The sequence below is a fragment of the Amycolatopsis sp. cg5 genome (assembly GCF_041346955.1).
Taxonomy (GTDB): Bacteria; Actinomycetota; Actinomycetes; order Mycobacteriales; family Pseudonocardiaceae; genus Amycolatopsis.
In genome coordinates this window covers 4,214,498-4,233,886 of record NZ_CP166849.1, presented here as the reverse complement: position 1 = coordinate 4,233,886, position 19,389 = coordinate 4,214,498, and the positions used below count along the sequence as shown (strand labels likewise).

Sequence of the window (19,389 nt, the reverse complement as noted above, 5' to 3'; positions counted from 1 at the left end):
GATGGGGAGCCACACTCCGCCCTTTCGGGCAGCCCCTGCCAGGACTCGTGAGTGGTACGGCCGGTTCTAACCGGTCTAAACACTCACGACCCGGGGTGTTCGGCGAGGACGTCGGCGATGAGGCTGGCGTGGGGTGTGGCCTCGGTTTCGTCGGTGGCCTTGGTCAGCATCAGCATGGCCTTCCACAACGCCCAGCCGCGAGCCCGCGCCCACATCGCGGAGTCCTGCGCGACCGCCTCGCGGAACGCCTCACGGCTCGGCCCCGAGAACATTCCCCAGGCGATCACCAGATCACAGGCCGGGTCACCCACCCCCGACGTGCCGAAGTCGATGACCGCGGCCAGCTTTCCGCCGTCCACCAGCAGGTTGCCGTGCGCGATGTCCCCGTGGAACCACACCGGGCTCCCCCGCCACTCGGCCGCCAAAGCCGCCTCCCAGACGGCCGAAGCCCGGTCCGTGTCGATACGTCCCGCGAGCATCGCCAGACACCGGCGAGTCGCCTCGTCATAAAACCCAGGGGATGCCCCGCGATGGAAACTGTGCTGCCCCGCCGCCGGTCCACCGTCCGGCGAACACGCCTGCAACGCCCGGACGAACTCGGCCACCGACACGGCGAACGCCGTCATGTCGTCGATCCGGTCATCCCGCGCGGTCTCGCCGGGCAGCCAGCCGCGGATCGACCACGGGTACGGGTAGCCCTCGCCCGGCTCGCCCTCGGCCAAGATCGGTGGCACGGCGACCGGGAGCGACGGCGCCAGCCGTGGCAGCCAGTGGCTCTCCTTGCGCACGGCGAGCGCGTAAGTGGCCGCGGTCGGCAGGCGCGCGGTCATCCGCGAGCCGAGCCGATATGTCCGGTTGTCCCAGCCGTCGATCTCGACGGGGGTCACCGGCAACCCCGCCCATCGCGGGAACTGCGCGGCGATCAACCTCTTGACCAGTGCGGCATCGATGCCTGCTCGACCATCCACACACTGATCATCACCGGCCGGGCAAGCGAATATCGCCGCCGAGCCGCGCCGGTGGGCCGCTGGTAGCATGCCGGGCGGACTTCGAGGGGGAACCGATGGCAGGCCAGGGGTTTCGCGACGAGCTGACCCAGTTGTTGCAGGCGCGGTATCCGCTGCTGGTCGTCGAAACGCACGAGGAACAGCGGGTCGTGCGGGAGATCCGCGCGGTCGCCGAGGACGGCTCCAGGCTGCGGACGCCGCGCCGGGTCTACGTGTGGTCGTCGACGACCGGCCTCGCGCCCGCGGGCGGGCAGCCGATCAACGACACGCGGGCCGCGTCGGCCGCGCTGGAGCGGGTGTACGGCTGGAACGAACCAGCCGTGTTCGTGTTCGTCGACCTGCATCCGTCGCTGGTGTCCGAGGGCGGGAACCGGCCGGATCCCGAGGTCGTGCGGCGGCTGCGGGAGCTCGCGGGCGCGCTCAAGACGCGGCCGGTGCCGCTGACCGTCATCCTGGTGTCGCCGTCGCTGCCGGTGCCGTCGGAGCTGGAACACGACGCGACGGTCGTCGACTTCCCGTTGCCGGATCAGGAGCAGATCGGTGAGCTGCTCGACGGCATGGTCACCGCGCACCGCCAGCACGTGCGGATCAGCATCGACCGGGACGAGCGCGACATGATCGTGGCCGCCGCGCGCGGGCTGACGCTGCCCGAGGCCGAGAACGCGTTCGCCAGGGCGCTGGTCGAAGGCGGCGGGCTCGACCGCAGTGACCTGGAGCTGATCCTCGCCGAGAAACGGCAGGCCGTGCGCCGGTCGGGGATGCTCGACATCGTGCCCGCCGAAACCGGGTTCGACGCGGTCGGCGGTCTCGACCGGCTCAAGCGCTGGCTGGTCAAGCGCACCGGCACCTGGACGCCTGCCGCCGCGGCGTACAACCTCAGCGCGCCGAAGGGCCTGCTGCTCACGGGTGTGCCTGGCTGTGGCAAGAGCCTGTCCGCGGTGTGCGTGGCGAACATGTGGCATCTGCCGTTGCTGCGGCTGGACCTCGGCCGGATCTTCGCCGGGCTCGTCGGCTCCAGCGAGAAGAACATGCGCACGGTCATCCGCACCGCCGAAGGCATCGCGCCGTGCGTGCTCTGGGTCGACGAGATCGAAAAAGGGCTGGCGGGCGCGGGCGGCGGCGGTGACGGCGGCACGGCGCGCCGGGTGCTCGGCACCTTCCTTTCGTGGATGCAGGAGAAGTCCGCGCCGGTGTTCGTGATGGCGACCGCGAACCAGGTCGACTCGCTGCCACCCGAATTCCTGCGCAAGGGCCGGTTCGACGAGATCTTCTTCGTGGACCTGCCCTCGGCCGCCGAGCGGGCCGCGATCTGGCGGATCCACCTGCGCAAGCGGGTCACCGACGCGTTCGTGGGCAGCGAACTGCGGCTCGACGACGCGCTCTTCGCCGAACTCGCCGACCGCAGCGCCGGGTACAGCGGCGCCGAGATCGAGCAGGCCGTCCTTTCCGGACTCGTCGACGCGTTCGCCGAGAAGCGCCCGCTGCGCCGCGACGACCTGGTGCACGCGGTGAAGTCGACCGTGCCGCTCTCGGTCACCCAGGCCGACGAGATCACCGCCATCCGGAACTGGGCCGAGACCCGCGCGGTGGCCGCGACCGACGACGGCACCGCCGACGAGAAGCCGCCCGCGCCGGTCCCGCCAGCGCCACCGGCGGCACCGACCGGAAGGACGATCGACGTATGACGCACCGGGTGACCGTGACCATCGGCAGGGACGGCTCGATCAGCGCCGAGACACACGGCGTGACCGGCTCGAAGTGCCTCGACTACATCCCGCTCCTCGAGGACATGCTCGACGCGGAGACGGTCACGTCGGAGTTCACCGAGGACTACCGGCGCACCGAGACGACAACCGAGAACACGGCGAACCGGCAGCAGACGCAGTGGAACTCCTGAACCTGCACCGGATCGTCGACGTCACCGCCGCCGAGGGTCCGGGACTGCGCTGCGCGGTCTGGACCCAAGGCTGTTCGGTCCGCTGTCCCGGCTGCTTCAACCCGCAGACCTGGACCACCAAGGGCGGCACCCGGTTGCCGTGGCAAGAGGTCGCGGACCAGGTGTCACGCGCACGCGACGAACACGGCGTCGAGGGCGTCACGCTGCTCGGCGGCGAGCCTTTCGATCAGCCCGAACCGCTCGGCGCGCTGGCGACGGCGGTCCGCGCCCAAGGACTTTCGGTCATGACCTTCACCGGTCACCGGCTCGAAGACCTGCGCACCAGGCCGGACTGCGCCGAACTGCTGTCGTCCACGGATCTGCTGGTCGACGGCCCGTACCTGGCCGACCAGCCGGAACCGTCCAGGCCGTGGGCCGGCTCGGCCAACCAGCGCTTCCACTTCCTGACCGGCCGCTACGACCCCTCCGTGCTCGACGCGCCGAACCGGCTCGAACTGCGGATCGCCACCGACGGCTCGGTCGAGCTGAACGGGTTCGCCACCACCGAGGCGCTGGAAGCGCTGCTCGCGCCCGAAAGGAGCCACCGATGAGCGTCACGCTCAAGCTGCGCAGCGAGGCACTCGCCCAGCTCAACGCCGCCACGATCGCCGCGCACACCCAGGCGAACGCCCAGGCGGGCCAGGTCACCGTGCGCACCCGCATGCGGCACCGCGATCTGCTCACCCGCGCGCTCACCGGCTTGCGCGCGCAGGTCAGCGAAACCGGCGACACGGTCGTCGCGAACTGGACGGGCAGGCGAATCCAGTTCACCTACGGCCCCGACGGCGTGCAAGTGGCGCATGTGGACGGTCCGGGCCTCACCCCGGCCGAGGCCGAGAAGCTGGTGCTGTCGGTCGACGACGCCTACGCCGCCGAGGTCCAGCGTCAGGTGTACGCGCGGATCAAGGAACGCGCCGCGCGGTCCGGCATGCGTGTCGAGTCCGAGCGGACCAACGCCGACCAGTCGATCAGCATCACACTGGCCGCGATGTCGTGACCGAGGTCAGGCTGGGACTGATCGAGTTCGGCAAGGCGCTCAACGACAGCGTCACCGTGCCGGGCCTCGGCGAGCTGCCCGGCGGCCAGGTGAGCGTCGGCCGAGCGACCCGCGGCGACCGCGCTCGGCTGATCCGCGACGAGCGGGTGCTCGCCCAGGATCTGCGCCTCGGGATCATGCTGCGCAAGAAGTTCCTGTCGAGCGAACTGGAACCGCGCACGGAGGCCGGTTTCCTGCGTGACGTCTTCCTCGCGGTCGGGCGGCGCGACATCGTGCCGGGTGACGCGCTGGAACTGTACGCGGACAACGAGATCGGGCCGGACACGAGCCACCAGGTCGGCGTCGCGCAGGTGCACGCGCCCGGCCACAACTTCCTGACCGGGTTCCACGCGCAGGTGCGCCAGCACGAGGGCACGCTGCGCGACGGCGCGCTGATCGGGCATTTCCGCGGTGGCCAGGTGCTCGGCGCGCCGATGCGGGTGCTCGGGCTGTCCGGCCCGGCCGGGCCGATCCCGGAGCTTCCGACCGGCCAGTACGCCACCGCGCTGCTCGGTTTCCAGTGCGTCGCGCCGCCGATGCCGGGCGACATGCTGGCCATCTACCCCGAGGCGGAGCGCGAGTATGTGGAGCACCGCGAGGGTATGGCGGTGGTGCACGGCGTGACCAGCCTCGGCGACGGCTCGACGGTGGCCGCGGTCGAGGTGCCCGAGCAGATGACCCGCAACGTGCTCACCGCCGGTTCGCTCGCGAGGCTGATCCGGCCGAACGGGGTGGGCATGGAGTCCGCGTCCACTGTGGTCGCCGGCGGGATCAAGGTCACGTCACTGGCCAGGGGCAACATGATCATCCCGGTCGGCGCGGGCACCGGCGTGTTCACCGTCGGACTGTCCACACAGGACGTTCGGCCCCAAGACGTGCTCGAAACCTACGTTCCCGCGCCGGGCACGCGGGAAGACCAGCAGCTCGCACCACCACCGCCGCCACCCACTGGGACACCGAGTTCCACGGTGGACGTCAACACGGCGACACCGGCCGAGCTGGCCACCTTGCCCGGCATGTCACCGGAACGCGCCGCGTCGGCCGTCGAACTGCGCCGACGACAGGGCGGTTTCGCCGACGTCGAAGCGTTCGGCGTGGCCGTCGGCCTGCAGCCGCACCAGATCGTGCGGCTGCGTGGCCGGGCGACCGCGAGCCGGGTCGAGCAGCGCGGAACCGGGATCCGCCAGCTCGACATCTAGGGCGTGTAGACGGCTTCCTTGCCGTACAACTCCTTGGTGAAGCTGGAAATGTACGTATGCGAGTCGGACGCGCCGAGGTTGTACGTCAGGTAGACGCCGTAACCCTCACTGACGGTCCGCCGGGCGAGGCTGGCGGCGGTGCTGGTCGACGTCGCGCCGATCTGCACCGCCGCCGGCGACAGCCGCGACTTCGGGAGCGCGATGCTCGGCACGCCCCATGTGCCGTAGTACGGGTTCCACGCGTAGCTGAACTTCGACGTGATGTCGACGCCGCCATAGGACAGCCGCGACGCCGACGGGCCGATGTTGTACAGCGAGATCAGCTTGTTCGGCTGCAAGGCGCGCAACGCCGACACGAGGTAGACGAACGAGCTGGCGTTCGGCTGGCCGGTGCCGTTCCTGCCGTATTCGGCGTACTCGTCGTCGAAGTCGATGCCGTCGAGCCCGTACTTGGTCACCGCGTCCGACAGCTGCTTCGCGAACGCCTCGGCCGAAGCCTTGGTCGGGAAGTTCGCGAACCCGGCGCCCTGGTGGTTGCCCAGAATCGAAAGCATGACCTTGATCCCCTTGGCCTGCAACGGCCGCACCTGGGTCGCCACGTTGTCGAGCACGCGCTGCACGTTCGGGTTGAACGACAGGTACGCGGCCTTCTTCGTGGTGTCGTAGTTGATGTTCGCCGCGAAGATCACGCCGACGTCGAACACGTTCCCGCCGCCTTGCAGCGCGTACTTGCCGACGTTGAGCATGCTGTTGTTGTTGACCTCGATGTAGGCCACGGAGATCGGCCCGGTCTTCTCCGGGAGCGCGTTCGCCTGGCTCGTCGTCATACCCGCGATGAGGGCCACGCCGGCGAGCAGCGCGGTGATCCGGCCGAGTTTGGACACCGTTGATCAACTCCCGTCGATTGGGTGAACTCGAGCCTATGTATGTTTCTTTCTCCCAACGTGTCAAGGAAAGTGATCGATTGACCTCGGTTGGCCTACGCGGTTCGTCTGGAACGATCACGCAGCGCAGTACGCAGCCCGAACTCGACGGCCGACACCGCGCCGTCCTCGTCACGCAGGAAGCGAGCCAGCGGCTGACGGGTGTCTCCCGCGCGCGCGACGACGTCCTCTGCCACGAAGACGACCTCCGCCGCTGGCGGCATCTCGAACGAGTCGTCGGTCGCCACCATCCGCGCCCACAGCCCGCCGTCCCGCACGGTGAACTCGAAGCCCAGGTCACCGGTCGGGAAGAGTCCCGCGTACTCCTCCGGGTCGGTCGGCACCACCGGCTTGGCCTCGATCGCGGGCAGCCCGGCCACGTTCTCCAGGCACCAGTCGACCACCTTCGGCCCCAGCGCCCCGCCACCGATGCCGTTGGTCAGCACGGTGACCGCGAGGTTCTCGGCGGGGACCGTGACGAACTCGGACCGCTGGAGGTTGCTGACGTTGCCGCCGTGCCGGATCACCTCGGCGTCACCGAAGCGGGTGATCAGCCAGCTCAGCCCGACCTCCTCGATCGGGTAGGCGGCCTTGCGCTGCGGCGTCCACAGCAGCTTCCTGGTCGCGTCGCTGAGTGGCGGCGCGCCTTTCGCTTGTCCGGTCAGCAAGAACTTCGCCCAGCGGAGCTGGTCGGCCGCCGTCGACCACAATCCCCCACCGGGGTTGGCCGACCGCGTCAGGCCGACGTCATGCTCCACTTCGGACTTCCCGTCGCGCAGCACGTGCCCGACCGCGTGCGGCCTGGTGAGCACATCCCATGGCAGGAACCACGAATCGGTCATGTCCAGCGGTTCCAGCAGCCGCTCACGCACCAGGTCCTCGAACGCCAGCCCGGAAACCGCCTCGGCGACGCGGCCCGCAAGCAGGAAACCCGAGTTACTGTAAGAGAAAACCTCGCCGACGCCGAACACCTGCGGCAGCTCGTCGTAACGCGCGGTGGCGGCGGCGAGCGCGTCGGAGCCCCAGCCGGTGTCCATGTCGACGTCACCGAGGAAGCCCGCGGAGTGCGTGAGCAGATGCCGCGTGGTGATGACGTCGCGCGCGGCGGGATCGGCCAGCTTCAGGTCGGGCAGGTACTTCACGACCGGTTCGTCGAGATCCAGCAGCCCGTCCTCGACCAGCGCCAGCACCGCGGCCGCGGTGAACGTCTTGCTCGTCGAGCCGATCATGAACAGCGTGCCCGGCTCCACCGGCAGCCCGGTGTCCACACTGGACACGCCAGTGGTCAGCACGGACACTTCGCCGTCGTGCAGGATGCCCACCGAGGCTCCCGGCACGCCGAGTTCACGCGCCCACTCGTCGAGCAATGGCTGCAGTTCCCGATTCATCCTCGTCCCTCTTCCGGCGTCGCGGTGCGGTTCCACCACCGTGGCACCGCGACGGCGTCGCGGGTTCGTCCTTCCGCACGGACACCCGCCCCCGCTTTCGTCGCCCCGCACCAGCCGGGGGTCGTGAGTGTTTAGACCGGTTAGAACCGGCCATACCACTCACGACCCCCACTGCGCCATTCGGCCTAGCCCGCCAGACAGACGCACCGGCCGCGCGCAGCCCATATAGTCGCGGTGTGCTCGGTGAACGGGTCGATTCCTGGATGCGCGGGCATGAACCGCTCGTCGACGCCGCCTCGGCCGCGGTACTCGTCGTCTGCTGGACGCTGTTCGGCGTCGCGGTGCGGGGGGGGACGCTCCTTATTTCCTGCTGTCACTGGGTTTGCTGCTGCCACTGGCCGCGCGCAGGCGGCACCCGGTCCCAGCAACGGCGATAGTGCTGACTGTCGCTTTCGTACAGTGGCTGACCGTGCGCGACACCATCGGCGCGCTCCCCGCCGATCTCGCGGTCCCGATCGTCGTCCACGCCGTCGCCGCGTACGGACCGCGCTGGGCGGCCAACGGCGCGCTCGGGTTCGGGCTGGCGGGCGCGGCACTCGGCGGCGTCAGCTGGCCGCAGCTGCCGTCCTCGGCCGAAGCGCACCTGCTCACGGGCGCGTTCCTGGCCAGTGTCGTCGTCGCGGCTTGGGCGACGGGCACGCTGGCCGGGGTGCGCCGCAAGCAGGCCGAGACGCTCGCGGACCGCGCGACGCTGCTCGAACGCGCCCGCATCGCCCGCGAGATGCACGACGTCGTCGCGCACTCCCTCGCCGTGCTGATCGCCCAGGCCGACGGCGGCCGCTACGCCACCTCGCCCGAAGCCCGCGCGAACGCGCTGACGACCATCGCCACCTACGGCAGGCAGGCGCTCGCGGAGACCCGCCGCGCGCTCGGCGTGCTGCGCGACGAACCCACGACCGAGCCGATGCCGAGCCTCGGTGACGTTCCCGCGCTGGTCGAGCGGGTTCGCTCGGGCGGACTCGGGGTCAAACTCGACATCGAGGCGCCCGACGAGGTCGAGCCGGGACTCGGGCTGGTGGCCTACCGCGTGGTGCAGGAGGGATTGACCAACGTGATCAAGCACGCGGGCCCCGGCGCGAAAGCCGAGGTTGCGGTGCGATGGGGACCGGAGAGGCTGGAGATCGATGTGCTCGACGACGGCCGCGGCGCACCCGGCACGGTCAAGGGCGGCTATGGGTTGGTGGGAATGCGAGAACGTGTGAATGCCTACGGTGGCGTCGTCACCTTGGAGCCGCGCCCCGGCGGCGGGCGGGCGCTGACCGCCCGGATCCCGCTATGACGGTCCGCGTGCTGCTCGTCGAAGACCAGGCGCTGGTCCGCGCGGGGCTCCGGATGGTGATCGACTCCCAGCCGGACCTGACTGTGGTCGGCGAGGCGGGCGACGGGCTCGCCGGCGTGCACGAGGCGCGCAGGGTCCGGCCGGACGTGATCGTGATGGACATCCGGATGCCGATCCTTGACGGCATCGAGGCGACCCGGCGGATACTCGCGGCACCCGAGCCGCCGAAGGTGCTGGTGCTGACCACTTTCGACCTCGACGACCACGCGCTCGCCGCCATCAGGGCGGGCGCGAGTGGTTTCCTGCTCAAGGACGCGCCGCCGGAGGACCTGCTCGCCGCGGTCCGCACGGTGCACGCCGGCGACGCCGTGCTCGCCGCGTCGACCACCCGGCGGCTGCTCGACCGGCTCTCCCCCGGGCTCGACCCGGCGGCCGAGCGCGCGGTCGCCGGGCTGACCGGGCGCGAGCGGGAGGTGCTGGCCGAGATCGCGAAGGGCTGGTCGAACGCCGAGATCGCCGACCGCCTGGTGGTTTCGACGGGCACGGTGAAGACGCACGTCAGCAGCGTGCTGGCGAAGCTCGGCGTCCGGGACCGGGTGCAGGCGGTGATCACCGCCTACGAAGCGGGACTGATCAGGCCCGGTGAGCGCACTTGACGTCCCCGGCGGGCAGCACGCCGTCCAGCAGATAGCGCTCGACGATTTCACTGACGCAGTTCGTCCCCTCGGAGCGGTAGACGCCGTGGCGGAACGCGCCGTCGAGCGTGACCATACGAGAGCCGTGGATCGCCGCGTGCATGGCCTGCTGCCCCGGATACGGCGCCGCCGGATCACCGGTCGCGCCGACGACCAGCGCGGGATGCGCGACATCGACCCTGGTCGGCGGCTCGGCGGGCGAGGCAGGCCAGAACGCGCACGGCGTGATCTGCCTGGCCAGCGAACCGAAGAACGGCTCGGCGGCGCGATGCTTCTCCATGTCGCGCCAATACGTCTCGGGATCGCGTGACGCCGCCCGGTCCGCGCACCGGTTCGCGACGCCCGCGCTGAACCCGAACTCGGCGCTGACCTCCTGGCTTCGGTACAGCTCGAACCGCTCGGCCTGCTCTGGCGTCGGCGTGACCGCGAGGCCGCGCGCCGCGTCACGCAACACGCGCACCTGCGCGGTGAGTTCGGCGTAGAACGCGTCGGTGTCGACGGCCGTCAGCAGTAACCCGGGCAGCATGGCGGCGTCGACGCGGTACTCGCCGACCTGGAACGGCGTCCGCGCGGCGATGTCGTCCACAGTGGACAGCACCTCCGCCGTCGTGGCGCCGAGCTGTCCATTGTGGACCGCAGCCCACCGCGCCCAGTCTGCCAGTGCCGCAGCGTCGACTTTCCCGGTCTCCCTCGTCAGCGCCGGGCCGTAAGCGTCGGGCCCGACCGGGCTGTCGAGCACGACGCGGTCCACACGGCTGGGGAACATCTCCAGGTAGACGGCCCCGAGGTAGCCGCCGTAAGACCAGCCGAGATAGGAGATGCGCGGCTCACCGAGTGCGGCGCGTACGGCGTCGAGGTCGCGTGCGATGTTACGGGTCGATCCGTGCGGCAGCAGGTCGCGGTAGGGCTCGCAGCGCGCGGCGAGCTTCTTCGCCGCCGCGACGCTCTCGTCGAAAGCACGCCGGTCCGGGCTCGCGAACTGCGCGCTGCGCAGATAGTCGCCGGTCGACCAGCCGCATTCCAGCGGCGTGCTCCGGCCGAAGAACCGGGGATCGATCGCCACCAGGTCGTGCTGCCCGGCAAGCGGCCCGTCGAGTAGCACGGCGTCCAGCGATGGCCCGGGACCGCCGTTGTTGACCAGCAGCGAACCGCGTTTGTGCCCGGTCGCGGGCCGCCGGGCCACGGCCACCGAGATCGTCCGATCGCCCTTGTGGTCGAGCGGGACACGGATCTCACCGCATCGCGCGCCCGCCGCGGCCAGCCTGGCGTCTTGGCAGTCATGCCACTCGATCGCGGGCTGGCTGGGCGGGCAGACGAGCGATGCCGCGATCGACGCGGCCAGAAAGTGTTTGATCATGGGAAAAACCTAGGTACCTGCCGCCCGCGGCACATCTGGCGCGAGACCGGACCCGGGTCCCCCACGAGACAGAGGTCAGCTCCGGAGCACCGGAGCACCGGACCAGCGGGCCAGCGGGCCAGCGGGCCGAGTTGTTCACTCCGCCCGTGCCCGGCTGACTTCCGTCGCTTGGCCGGGACCACTGATCGGCTCTATCGTATACGAATGGAGCTGGAGCTGCGCCATTTGCGGATCGTGTGCGCGATCGCCGAACTGGGAAGCATCACCAAGGCCGCGAACACGCTCGGCATGGCGCAGCCCGCGCTGACGGCGCAGCTCAAGCGGATCGAGCGCACCCTCGGCGGCGCGGTGTTCCTGCGCGACCACGCGGGCACGCGCCCGACCCCGCTCGGCAAACTCGTGCTCGACCGGGCCAGGATGCTGCTCCCCGCCGTTTCCGCGCTGCACGACGAGGCCGCGCGGCTCGCCCAGCACATCCACTCCGGCGAGCCGATGACGTTGCGGCTCGGGTCGACGTCCGGGCCGATGCTGGGCGGGCTCGTGCAGCGCCTCGGCACCCTGCATCCGGACACCCATGTCGCCCCGCACGCGTCGTGGTCGGCCAACGAACTCGCGGCCAAACTGACCGACGGAAGTCTGGACTTCGCGTTCATCGGCGTCTGCGGAGACGCCCCGCCGCCGCCCGAACCGGGCGTGCGCTGGCAGACGCTCGCGACCGATCCGGTGTTCGTGTTGCTCTCGACCAGGCACCCGCACGCGAAGGACGAAGCCGTCGATCTCGCGGCGCTCGCCGACGAACGATGGTGCGCCACGCCGGGCGACGGCTGCTTCGCCGACTGCTTCGTCTCCGCCTGCGCCAAGGCCGGGTTCACGCCACGCAATCTGTACGAAACGGACGTGCTGGCCTGCGTAGACATGGTCGAGTCCGGGCACGCGGTCGTGTTGTGCCAGCCCACTTTCCGCGAGTTCCCCGGCGTCGTCGCGGTGCCGATCGCGGGAAATCCGTTGAGCTGGCGGCATCTCATCGGCTGGTCGCATCGCGGTGAGATGGGCTTGTTCGCGGCTGAGATGATCGCGCTTTCGCGTGCGGTCTACCGTGAGCTCGCCGATCACCGGCCGAGCTACGCGCGCTTCCTCGAAGCCAACCCGGAATGGGGGGTGACCTACGCGGACTCGGCGGTATGACCCAAATGGTATGTACCACTTGGGTGAGCGGCCTCGTACGGTCGGGGACCGATCCACCTCCCCCCGCCCGAGGAGTGCTTTAACCCATGAAACGCAAAATCGTAGCGGCCGCCGCGGCGGCCATCACCGGCGCCGGTCTGGTCACGGCATTGGCGCTCACGCCGAGCGCGAACGCAGGCGTGCAGTCGGAAATCGTGGCCGCCATGGCACGCGATCTTCATCTCACCCCGCAGCAGGCACAGGCCCGGCTCGCCGCCGAGCAGCGCGCCGCGACCACCGACAGCGCGCTCAAGGCTCAACTAGGCGCCGCGTATGGTGGCTCGTGGCTTGATTCCACCGGCTCGACGCTGACCGTCGCCGTCGCGGATTCCTCGCAGGAAGCCAAAGTACGCGCGGCCGGAGCTGTCGCACAGCCCGTCGCCGTCGGCGCGGCGCAGCTGGATTCCGCGAAAGCGCTGCTGGACAGCAAATCCGCCGACGTCCCGCAGTCGGTACCCGGCTGGTACGTCGACGTCACCACCAACAAGGTGGTCGTCTCGGCCAACCCCGGCGGCGAATCCGCCGCGAAGGCATGGGCCGCGAAAGCGGGTGTGCGCGCCGATCTGGTGCGCGTCGAGACCAGCACCGAGAACCCGGTGCCGTTGATCGACATCATCGGCGGCAACGCCTACACCTTCGGCTCCGGCCGCTGTTCCATCGGCTTCTCGGTCGAAGGCGGCTTCGTGACCGCGGGCCACTGCGGCACCGCGGGCACCCGCACCTCGAACCCGAGCGGCTCCGTCGCGGCGTCGGTGTTCCCCGGCAACGACTACGCCTGGGTCCGCGCCGACGCGGGCAACACCCCGCGTGGCCTGGTCAACCGCTACCCCGGCACCGTGCCGGTCGCCGGTTCGCAGGAGGCCGCCATCGGCGCCTCGGTGTGCCGTTCCGGCTCCACCACCGGCTGGCACTGCGGCACCATCCAGCAGAAGAACGCCTCCGTCACCTACCCGCAGGGCACCGTCACCGGCCTGACCAGGACGAACGCCTGCGCCGAGCCCGGTGACTCCGGCGGCTCGTGGCTGGCGGGCGACCAGGCGCAGGGCGTCACCTCCGGTGGCTCCGGCAACTGCTCCTCCGGCGGCACGTTCTACTTTCAGCCCGTGTCCGTGATCCTCAGCCGCTACAACCTGCGCCTGGTGACCTCCGGCTCGAACCCGCCGAGCAGCACGACCACCAACCCGACCACTCCGACGAGCCAGACCACCCAGAACCCGCCCAGCGGCACCTGGGCGCCCGGCGTCGCCTACGCCTCGGGCGCGACCGTCACCTACGACGGCGCCTCCTACCGCGTGCTCCAGCCCCACACCTCGCAGGTCGGCTGGGAACCCCCGAACGTCCCCGCCCTCTGGGCCCGCGTCTAAGGGCCACGATAAAGCGGGCTTTACTCCCTGAGATAAAGCCCGCTTTATCCCGCGAAGTTCAGCGGGCTTTATCCCGCGAAGTTCAGCGGGCTTTACTCCCCGGGATTTAGCCTGCTTTATCCCCGGGAGTAAAGCCCGCTTTATCGCGCTAGGCCGCGTGCCAGTCGGGGTGACCTGGCATCGGGGGCAGGGTTCCCTTGGCGTAGAGCCAACTTCGCAGGAAGGGGCCGAGGTCCTGGCCCGCGACCTGTGACGCGGTCGCGATGTACTTCTCCGTGCTGCCGGTGTTGTCGTGGTTTTCGGTCACCCATGCCCGCTCGATCCGCTCGAACGTCGAGTCGCCGACCTGCTGCCGCAACGCGTACAACGCCAGCGCGCCGCCCGCGTAGACGCCCTCCGAGAAGGGACGGTCGTCGGAGCCCTCGAAGCTCGCCGGGTCGGGCGCGGCGATCGGCCCGTACTTCGTGAGCCAGTTTTCCCGGTGCGCTTCATAGGCATGGCGTGCGTTCTCGTCGAGAGTCGAACGGCCGTGCGCCTCGCCCCACATCCATTCGTAGAACCTGGCGTGCCCCTCGCTCAGCCACAGATCGCTCCAGCGGGCGGGTGCGACCGAGTCACCGAACCACTCGTGCACGATCTCGTGGGCGACCGTGCCGTCGAACCCGTTGGCCTCGTAGTTCTCCGGAGTCAGCTGCTCGGCACTGAGCCAGGTCAGGCCCTGGGTTTCCAGCGCGCCACCGGTCGGCGACGCGTACGCGCCCGCGATCGTTCCGGGAAACCGGCCCAGCCGCCGCGAAAGGAACTCGATCGCTTCCGGATAAACCTTGTCCAGCTGGGGAAGCACCGCGTCGGCCATGTCGGTGGGCACCGCGTGACGCAGGTCGAGCCCGTCCGGCCCGCGCCGGTGCACGACGGTGAACGGCCCGACGCCGACCTGCAGCAGGTGGGTGGCCAGCGGCCGGGGTTCGTCGAACACCCGCGTGGTGCGTGTGCCGGACACCGTGGTCGACACCAGCCGCCCGTTCGCGACCGAGTTCGCCGATCCCGTCGTGGTGATGGACACCGTCGTCGGCGCCTTCGCCGACGGGTGGTCGTCCACCGCCAGCACGCGCCGCGCGCCGACCGGCTGGTTGTGCAGCTGGATGTAGTTCCCGGCCCGCCACATGCCGTTGACGAGGCCATCGGGACCGGACGGCGGATGGGCCGCCAGATCCGGCGAGGTGTTGAAGACGGTGACGCTCACCGTGAACCGGGCGCCGTCGCGGATCGGCCGCGGCGGCGTGATGACCAGTTCACCGTCCGAAGTGGACTGCCAGGTCGCCTGCCGCCCGTCCACCTTGACCTCGCGCACCTGCGGGCCGAGCAGGTCGAGATCGAAGCGGGACAACGACTGCGTCGCGCGCAGTGCCAGCTGCGAGGTCGCGGTGTAGGTCTCCAGATCAGCGGGGAAATCGAAGGAAAGTCGCTGCCGTTCGACGCGATAGCCGCCGTTGCCCGCGGTCGGCCACAGCACGTCGCCGACGCCCGGCGCGCCGGGAGCGGGCGACGCGAAGGCCGGTGGGCCGGCGAGCAGCAAGGCCGCCACGACGGCGGCAGCACCCCAGGCCCGTTGTTTTCGTTTCATGCCACGAGCCTGTCGGTGCCCCGCCGCCGCGGTATCGGCCGATCGGCCGAGTCAGGTCGCCGTGCGGCCGTCGATCGACTCGCGCAGGATGTCGGCGTGGCCCGCGTGCTGCGCGGTTTCGGCGATCACGTGCAGGAGGACGCGGCGGACACTGCGCACCGAGCCTGGCTCGTTCCACGGCGCCTCCGGCAGCGGCCACGTGGCCGACAGGTCCGCGGTCGCGATGATCTCCGCGCTGTGCGCGGCGACCTTCTCGTAGCGGGCGAGGATTCCGGCGAGCGTGTCACCGGGCTGCATCTGGAACTCGTTCTGGTGATCGATGGCCCACTGCGGGAACTCGCGCGCGGTGCCGGCCGCGAAGTCGGCCCAGGTGACGCCTTCGGGCATGTCGAAGTTCATCGCCGACGGTCCCTCGACGATGAACCGCAGCCACGACTCCTCGATCGACGCCACGTGCTTGACCAGGCCGCCGAGGCACAGCGTGCTGGCCGTCGGACGTTCGCCGAGCTGGTCATCACCGAGGTCCTGGACGGTCTTGGTCAGCGCCGAGCGGGCTTCCGCGAGTTCGGCGAGGAGGTCGGCTCGTTCGTTCTGTGTCATGAGATGAGCTTCGCAGGCATAGAGGACAGGATGTGGCCTCTTCTCATGGCAGGATCGAATTCATGCCGAAAACTTCAGCACGGCTGCTGTCCTTGCTCTCGCTGCTGCAGGCGCGCCGCGACTGGCCGGGCGCGCTGCTGGCCGAACGGCTCGACATCAGCCAGCGCACCGTGCGGCGCGACGTCGACCGCCTGCGCGAACTCGGCTATCCGATCCAGGCGATCAAGGGCCCGGACGGCGGTTATCGCCTGGACGCGGGCACGGAACTGCCGCCGCTGCTGTTCGACGACGACCAGGCGGTCGCGCTCGCCGTCGCGCTCCAGATCGCCACCACCTCGGGCGCGGGCATCGAGGAAGCGGCGGCGCGCGCGTTGACCACCGTCCGCCAGGTCATGCCCGCTCGACTGCGTCACCGCATCGACCTGCTCCAGGTGACCGCGATCGGGCCGCCGCAGCAGGCCGACAGCGCCGTGCTGATGACGTTGTCCGCCGCCGTCCACGCCTGTGAGGTGCTGCGTTTCGACTACGACGGCCGGGACGACCTGCCGGTGCGCCGCGTGCAACCGCACCATCTCGTCACCAGGGCCGGCCGCTGGTACCTCGTCGCCTGGGATCTGGATCGCGACGACTGGCGCACGTTCCGCGCGGACAAGATCACGCCGCGCACGCCGAACGGACCGCGCTTCACCCCGCGTGACCTCGAGGACGTCGCGGCGTTCGTGACCACCCGCTTCCAGGGCACCGACGCGGGCTGGGCCTGCTACGGCGAGGTCGTGCTCGACCGGCCCGCCGCCGAGGTCGCCCGCTTCACCCGCGACGGCGTGATCGAAGAACTCGGTGACGGGCGCTGCCGTCTCACGCTCGGCTCGTGGTCATGGACGGCGCTCGCGGCGACGCTGGGCCGGTTCGACGCCGACGTCGAAGTCGTCGGACCGCCCGAGCTGCGCGAAGCCTTCGCCCACCTGGCGCGCCGCTACGCCCAGGCCGCGTCCGGCTGAGCGTCGCGCAGCTGCTTGCGTGAGCTGATCCCGAGCTTGCCGAAGATCTTGCGCAGGTGCCATTCCACCGTGCGGGGGCTGAGGAACAGCCGCGTCCCGATCTCGGGGTTGGACAGGCCGTCGCGGGCGAGCCTGGCGATCTGCGCCTCCTGCGCGGTGAGCTCGTCGGTCGGCTCGACGGTCCGCTTGCGTGCGGTCTCGCCGGTGGCCGCGAGCTCACGCCGCGCGCGGTCGGCGAAGGCTTCGAGTCCGATCGTGGTCAGCAGATCGTGGGCTTTGCGCAGCTGCTCGCGCGCGTCGACGCGCCGGCCTTCCCTGCGCAGCCATTCGCCGTACAGCAGGTGGCCGCGGGCGAGATCGGTGCGCACCGGCGTCCGCGCGAGCAGGTCGATCGACTCGCGGTACCACCGGTCGGTCTCGCCTTCGCCGGTCAGCGCCCTGACCCTGGCCTCGATGCCCAACGCCCATTCGGTCGGGATCGCCTGCGCGCGCTCGGTGACCCTGGCGAGGGTTGCGGTCAGCAGCGCCGTGTCGCCGGTTCGGCTGGCGGCCTCGGCCAGCTCGGCGGCGATCAACGTCTGATGCCCGACGGCGTCACGGTCGAACGCGTCGCGGGCGGCGTCCCGGGCCTCGTCGTGCCGCCCGAGCCCGTTGCAGAGCACCGCTCTCGCGTAGTCGCCGAAGGTCACCACGCGGCCTTGGCCCCGGCTGGTGGCCTGGTGCGCGGCGGCCGAGATGAGGTCGGCCGCGTCGTCGTGACCGCGGAAGGCGGCGAGCAGCATCGCGGTGAACCCGACCGCCTGGCCCCCGGTCAGCTCGGCGACCAGGCGGTCTTCGTCGATCAACGCCTCGGCCGCCGTCAGATTCCCGGCCAGCACCTCATGGTTGGCAAGGAAATTCAGCGCGAACTGGAGCTGGACGAGAGCACCGCTCTCCCGGGCGAGCCGGACCTGCCGGGTCGCGAACAGGTGCCCCGACTCGAAGTCCAGCACCTCGGTGGCGACGGTCCCGCCCGCCCGGTTGCCCAGCAGCCACAGCATGCGGCCGACGTCTTCGGTGCCGATGTCCAGCGCCCGCACGGCTTCGACCGCCTGGGTCAGCAACGGCGCGGCAGCCGCGTAACCGTCGGTGAGCCGGGTGGCGAGCGCGTCGAGCACGAGGCCCGCGGCGTCCGGCGGGCCCGACGGGGCGGATCGTGCGGCCACCGCTGCTTCGGCGAGCCCGGAGTCGGCCCAGATCGCCGCGCCGAGCGCTTCCAGGTAGGCCTCACGGTCGCCGAGCCGCCCGGCCGCCCGCAACAGCAGCCGGGCCGCGTCACTCCCCCGGCGCTGATCGAACGCGATCTGCCCGCGCAGCCGCTCCACCTCGGCGTCCCGGCGCGCGTCGGGCGGCCCCGCGTCGACCGAGACCAGCAACCCGAGCGCCGCTTCGAACACCCCGGCCTCACGTTTCGCTTTGGCCGCCTCGAGTTCACGCCGCGCCCGGCGCGCGGGCTCGGGCGTGAGCACCGCCGCCTGCTCCAGGAAAGCCGCCGCTGCGACGCGCCCGCCGCGTGCCGCGGCCCGCACCGCCGACCGTTCGAGATCGGCCGCGACGTCCTCGTCCGGCGAGACCGTCGCCTGCGCGCGATGCCACGCGCGACGGTCCGGATCGACCTCGGCGTCGGTGGCCTCCGCGAGCACGCGGTGCACCTCCTGCCGCTCGGCCGCGGTCGCCGACCGGTAGACGGCCGACCGCACCAGCGGATGCCGGAACCGGATCCGCGACCCGAACTCGATCAGCCCGGTCGTCTCCGCGGCGGCCGCCGGGTCGGCGCCCAGCCCGAGCAGTCCCGCCGCGCGCCACAGCAGCGTGGCGTCACCGAGCGGCTCGGCCGCGGCGGTCAGCAGCAGTCGGCGCGTGTCGGCGGGCACCGGTTCGAGCTGCTTGAGGAAGCACTGTTCGATCCGGCCTGCCAGCGAATCCGGCTGCTCGAACCCGTCGACGAGTTCGGCCGCCGTCCAGGCGCGCGGCAACTCCAGCAGCGCCAGCGGGTTGCCGTGCGTCTCGGCGATGATCCGGTCACGCACCCGGCTGTCGAGCGGCCCCTTGAGCACCGAGTCCAGCAACGCGCGCGCCTCCGGCTCGCCGAGCCCGCGCACCTCCAGTTGTGGCAGCCCCGCGAGGTCCAGCTCGGGATTGGCCTCCCGCAACGCGAACACCAGCGCGATCTGCTCGGCCAGCAGCCGCCTGGCGACGAACGCGAGAATCTGCGCGGACATCTGGTCCAGCCACTGCGCGTCGTCGACCAGGCACATCAGCGGCTGCTCGTCGGCGACCTCGGCCAGCAACGTCAACACGGCCAGCCCGACCAGGAACCGGTTCGGCGTGGCCCCGTCGGTCAGCCCGAACGCGGTGCCGAGCGCGGTCCGCTGCGGGCCCGGCAGCCCGTCGATCCGGTCGAGATACGGCGCGCAGATCTGGTGCAGCCCGGAGTAGGCGAGCTCCCGCTCGGACTCGACCCCGGTCGCCCGCGCCACCCGGCAGTCCGCGGCCCGGTCCGCGAGGTAGTCCAGCAGCGCGCTTTTGCCGATACCGGCCTCGCCGCGCAGCACCAGCGCCTGGCCTTCACCCCCGCGCGCACTGGCCAGCAGCCGGTCGAGGACCTTCCGCTCGCCGTCCCGGCCGACCAGCTCGAACATGGCGCAACCCTAGCGCGG

The 19,389-nt window shown here is 70.8% G+C and carries 17 protein-coding genes; 10 read left to right on the top strand and 7 right to left on the bottom strand.

The features are described from left to right. Positions 1-83 precede the first annotated feature (83 nt). Positions 84-968 (bottom strand): aminoglycoside phosphotransferase family protein, encoded by an 885-nt coding sequence (locus AB5J62_RS19055; protein ID WP_370949571.1) that lies wholly within the window; start codon positions 966-968, stop codon positions 84-86. A 95-nt stretch (positions 969-1,063) separates the two neighbouring features. On the opposite strand from AB5J62_RS19055, the gene AB5J62_RS19050 reads away from it, so the two are divergent. The 5 genes from AB5J62_RS19050 to AB5J62_RS19030 are packed head-to-tail and all read left to right on the top strand — an operon-like array spanning position 1,064 to position 5,178. Then, positions 1,064-2,692 carry an AAA family ATPase gene (locus AB5J62_RS19050; RefSeq protein ID WP_370949570.1) on the top strand — a complete coding sequence of 543 codons (1,629 nt, stop codon included), beginning with the start codon at positions 1,064-1,066 and terminating at the stop codon, positions 2,690-2,692. After that, on the top strand, positions 2,689-2,904 hold the full coding sequence (locus AB5J62_RS19045; RefSeq protein ID WP_370949569.1) for a DUF2997 domain-containing protein: 216 nt from the start codon (positions 2,689-2,691) through the stop codon (positions 2,902-2,904). Before AB5J62_RS19050 ends, AB5J62_RS19045 begins: the two co-directional genes overlap by 4 nt. Then, positions 2,892-3,494 (top strand): 4Fe-4S single cluster domain-containing protein, encoded by a 603-nt coding sequence (locus AB5J62_RS19040; RefSeq protein ID WP_370949568.1) that lies wholly within the window; start codon positions 2,892-2,894, stop codon positions 3,492-3,494. The genes AB5J62_RS19045 and AB5J62_RS19040 overlap by 13 nt, the downstream gene beginning before the upstream one ends. After that, complete coding sequence (locus tag AB5J62_RS19035; RefSeq protein ID WP_370949567.1) at positions 3,491-3,940, top strand: hypothetical protein; 450 nt, start codon at positions 3,491-3,493, stop codon at positions 3,938-3,940. The genes AB5J62_RS19040 and AB5J62_RS19035 overlap by 4 nt, the downstream gene beginning before the upstream one ends. Further along, positions 3,937-5,178 carry a ComEA family DNA-binding protein gene (locus AB5J62_RS19030; protein ID WP_370949566.1) on the top strand — a complete coding sequence of 414 codons (1,242 nt, stop codon included), beginning with the start codon at positions 3,937-3,939 and terminating at the stop codon, positions 5,176-5,178. Before AB5J62_RS19035 ends, AB5J62_RS19030 begins: the two co-directional genes overlap by 4 nt. Here the strand turns inward: AB5J62_RS19030 and AB5J62_RS19025 are convergent. Further along, on the bottom strand, positions 5,175-6,062 hold the full coding sequence (locus AB5J62_RS19025; RefSeq protein WP_370949565.1) for an endo-beta-N-acetylglucosaminidase H: 888 nt from the start codon (positions 6,060-6,062) through the stop codon (positions 5,175-5,177). The genes AB5J62_RS19030 and AB5J62_RS19025 overlap by 4 nt on opposite strands. A 95-nt stretch (positions 6,063-6,157) precedes the next feature. Continuing rightward, a complete protein-coding gene (locus tag AB5J62_RS19020) occupies positions 6,158-7,489 on the bottom strand; it encodes a serine hydrolase domain-containing protein (RefSeq protein WP_370949564.1) in 1,332 nt (443 codons plus the stop codon). Positions 7,490-7,958: 469 nt separating this feature from the next. On the opposite strand from AB5J62_RS19020, the gene AB5J62_RS19015 reads away from it, so the two are divergent. After that, on the top strand, positions 7,959-8,828 hold the full coding sequence (locus tag AB5J62_RS19015; RefSeq protein WP_370949563.1) for a sensor histidine kinase: 870 nt from the start codon (positions 7,959-7,961) through the stop codon (positions 8,826-8,828). After that, positions 8,825-9,484 carry a response regulator gene (locus tag AB5J62_RS19010; protein ID WP_370949562.1) on the top strand — a complete coding sequence of 220 codons (660 nt, stop codon included), beginning with the start codon at positions 8,825-8,827 and terminating at the stop codon, positions 9,482-9,484. The genes AB5J62_RS19015 and AB5J62_RS19010 overlap by 4 nt, the downstream gene beginning before the upstream one ends. On the opposite strand, the gene AB5J62_RS19005 is transcribed toward AB5J62_RS19010, so the two are convergent. Beyond that, positions 9,462-10,880 carry an alpha/beta hydrolase gene (locus AB5J62_RS19005; RefSeq protein ID WP_370949561.1) on the bottom strand — a complete coding sequence of 473 codons (1,419 nt, stop codon included), beginning with the start codon at positions 10,878-10,880 and terminating at the stop codon, positions 9,462-9,464. The two genes, AB5J62_RS19010 and AB5J62_RS19005, sit on opposite strands and share 23 nt — an antisense overlap. Positions 10,881-11,084: 204 nt before the next feature. Between AB5J62_RS19005 and AB5J62_RS19000 the strand changes: the two genes are divergently transcribed. Both AB5J62_RS19000 and AB5J62_RS18995 read left to right on the top strand, forming a co-directional pair. Further along, the gene (locus AB5J62_RS19000) at positions 11,085-12,065 is read left to right on the top strand and encodes a LysR substrate-binding domain-containing protein (protein ID WP_370949560.1); all 981 of its coding nucleotides are present in this window, start codon (positions 11,085-11,087) and stop codon (positions 12,063-12,065) included. A gap of 86 nt (positions 12,066-12,151) precedes the next feature. Next, positions 12,152-13,468 carry an alpha-lytic protease prodomain-containing protein gene (locus AB5J62_RS18995; protein WP_370949559.1) on the top strand — a complete coding sequence of 439 codons (1,317 nt, stop codon included), beginning with the start codon at positions 12,152-12,154 and terminating at the stop codon, positions 13,466-13,468. Between the two features lie 148 nt (positions 13,469-13,616). Here AB5J62_RS18995 and AB5J62_RS18990 read toward each other — a convergent pair whose 3' ends face one another. Further along, entirely contained in the window at positions 13,617-15,092 is a 1,476-nt protein-coding gene (locus AB5J62_RS18990) for a M1 family metallopeptidase (RefSeq protein ID WP_370949558.1), read from the bottom strand. Between the two features lie 51 nt (positions 15,093-15,143). Beyond that, positions 15,144-15,692, bottom strand: coding sequence for a DinB family protein (locus AB5J62_RS18985; protein WP_370949557.1), 549 nt, complete (start codon positions 15,690-15,692; stop codon positions 15,144-15,146). Between the two features lie 62 nt (positions 15,693-15,754). On the opposite strand from AB5J62_RS18985, the gene AB5J62_RS18980 reads away from it, so the two are divergent. Further along, positions 15,755-16,690, top strand: a complete 936-nt coding sequence (locus AB5J62_RS18980) for a helix-turn-helix transcriptional regulator (RefSeq protein WP_370949556.1) — start codon at positions 15,755-15,757, stop codon at positions 16,688-16,690. Here AB5J62_RS18980 and AB5J62_RS18975 read toward each other — a convergent pair. Next, positions 16,666-19,371: an AAA family ATPase gene (locus AB5J62_RS18975; protein ID WP_370949555.1), complete on the bottom strand. Its 2,706-nt coding sequence runs from the start codon at positions 19,369-19,371 to the stop codon at positions 16,666-16,668. The two genes, AB5J62_RS18980 and AB5J62_RS18975, sit on opposite strands and share 25 nt — an antisense overlap. Between the last annotated feature and the right edge of the window lie 18 nt (positions 19,372-19,389).

Coding starts and splice junctions, on each gene's coding strand:
- AB5J62_RS19050 (WP_370949570.1), top strand. CDS start 1,064: ATGGCAGGCCAGGGGTTTCGCGACGAGCTGACCCAGTTGTTGCAGGCG.
- AB5J62_RS19045 (WP_370949569.1), top strand. CDS start 2,689: ATGACGCACCGGGTGACCGTGACCATCGGCAGGGACGGCTCGATCAGC.
- AB5J62_RS19035 (WP_370949567.1), top strand. CDS start 3,491: ATGAGCGTCACGCTCAAGCTGCGCAGCGAGGCACTCGCCCAGCTCAAC.
- AB5J62_RS19020 (WP_370949564.1), bottom strand. CDS start 7,489: ATGAATCGGGAACTGCAGCCATTGCTCGACGAGTGGGCGCGTGAACTC.
- AB5J62_RS19010 (WP_370949562.1), top strand. CDS start 8,825: ATGACGGTCCGCGTGCTGCTCGTCGAAGACCAGGCGCTGGTCCGCGCG.
- AB5J62_RS19005 (WP_370949561.1), bottom strand. CDS start 10,880: ATGATCAAACACTTTCTGGCCGCGTCGATCGCGGCATCGCTCGTCTGC.
- AB5J62_RS19000 (WP_370949560.1), top strand. CDS start 11,085: ATGGAGCTGGAGCTGCGCCATTTGCGGATCGTGTGCGCGATCGCCGAA.
- AB5J62_RS18995 (WP_370949559.1), top strand. CDS start 12,152: ATGAAACGCAAAATCGTAGCGGCCGCCGCGGCGGCCATCACCGGCGCC.
- AB5J62_RS18990 (WP_370949558.1), bottom strand. CDS start 15,092: ATGAAACGAAAACAACGGGCCTGGGGTGCTGCCGCCGTCGTGGCGGCC.
- AB5J62_RS18985 (WP_370949557.1), bottom strand. CDS start 15,692: ATGACACAGAACGAACGAGCCGACCTCCTCGCCGAACTCGCGGAAGCC.
- AB5J62_RS18980 (WP_370949556.1), top strand. CDS start 15,755: ATGCCGAAAACTTCAGCACGGCTGCTGTCCTTGCTCTCGCTGCTGCAG.
- AB5J62_RS18975 (WP_370949555.1), bottom strand. CDS start 19,371: ATGTTCGAGCTGGTCGGCCGGGACGGCGAGCGGAAGGTCCTCGACCGG.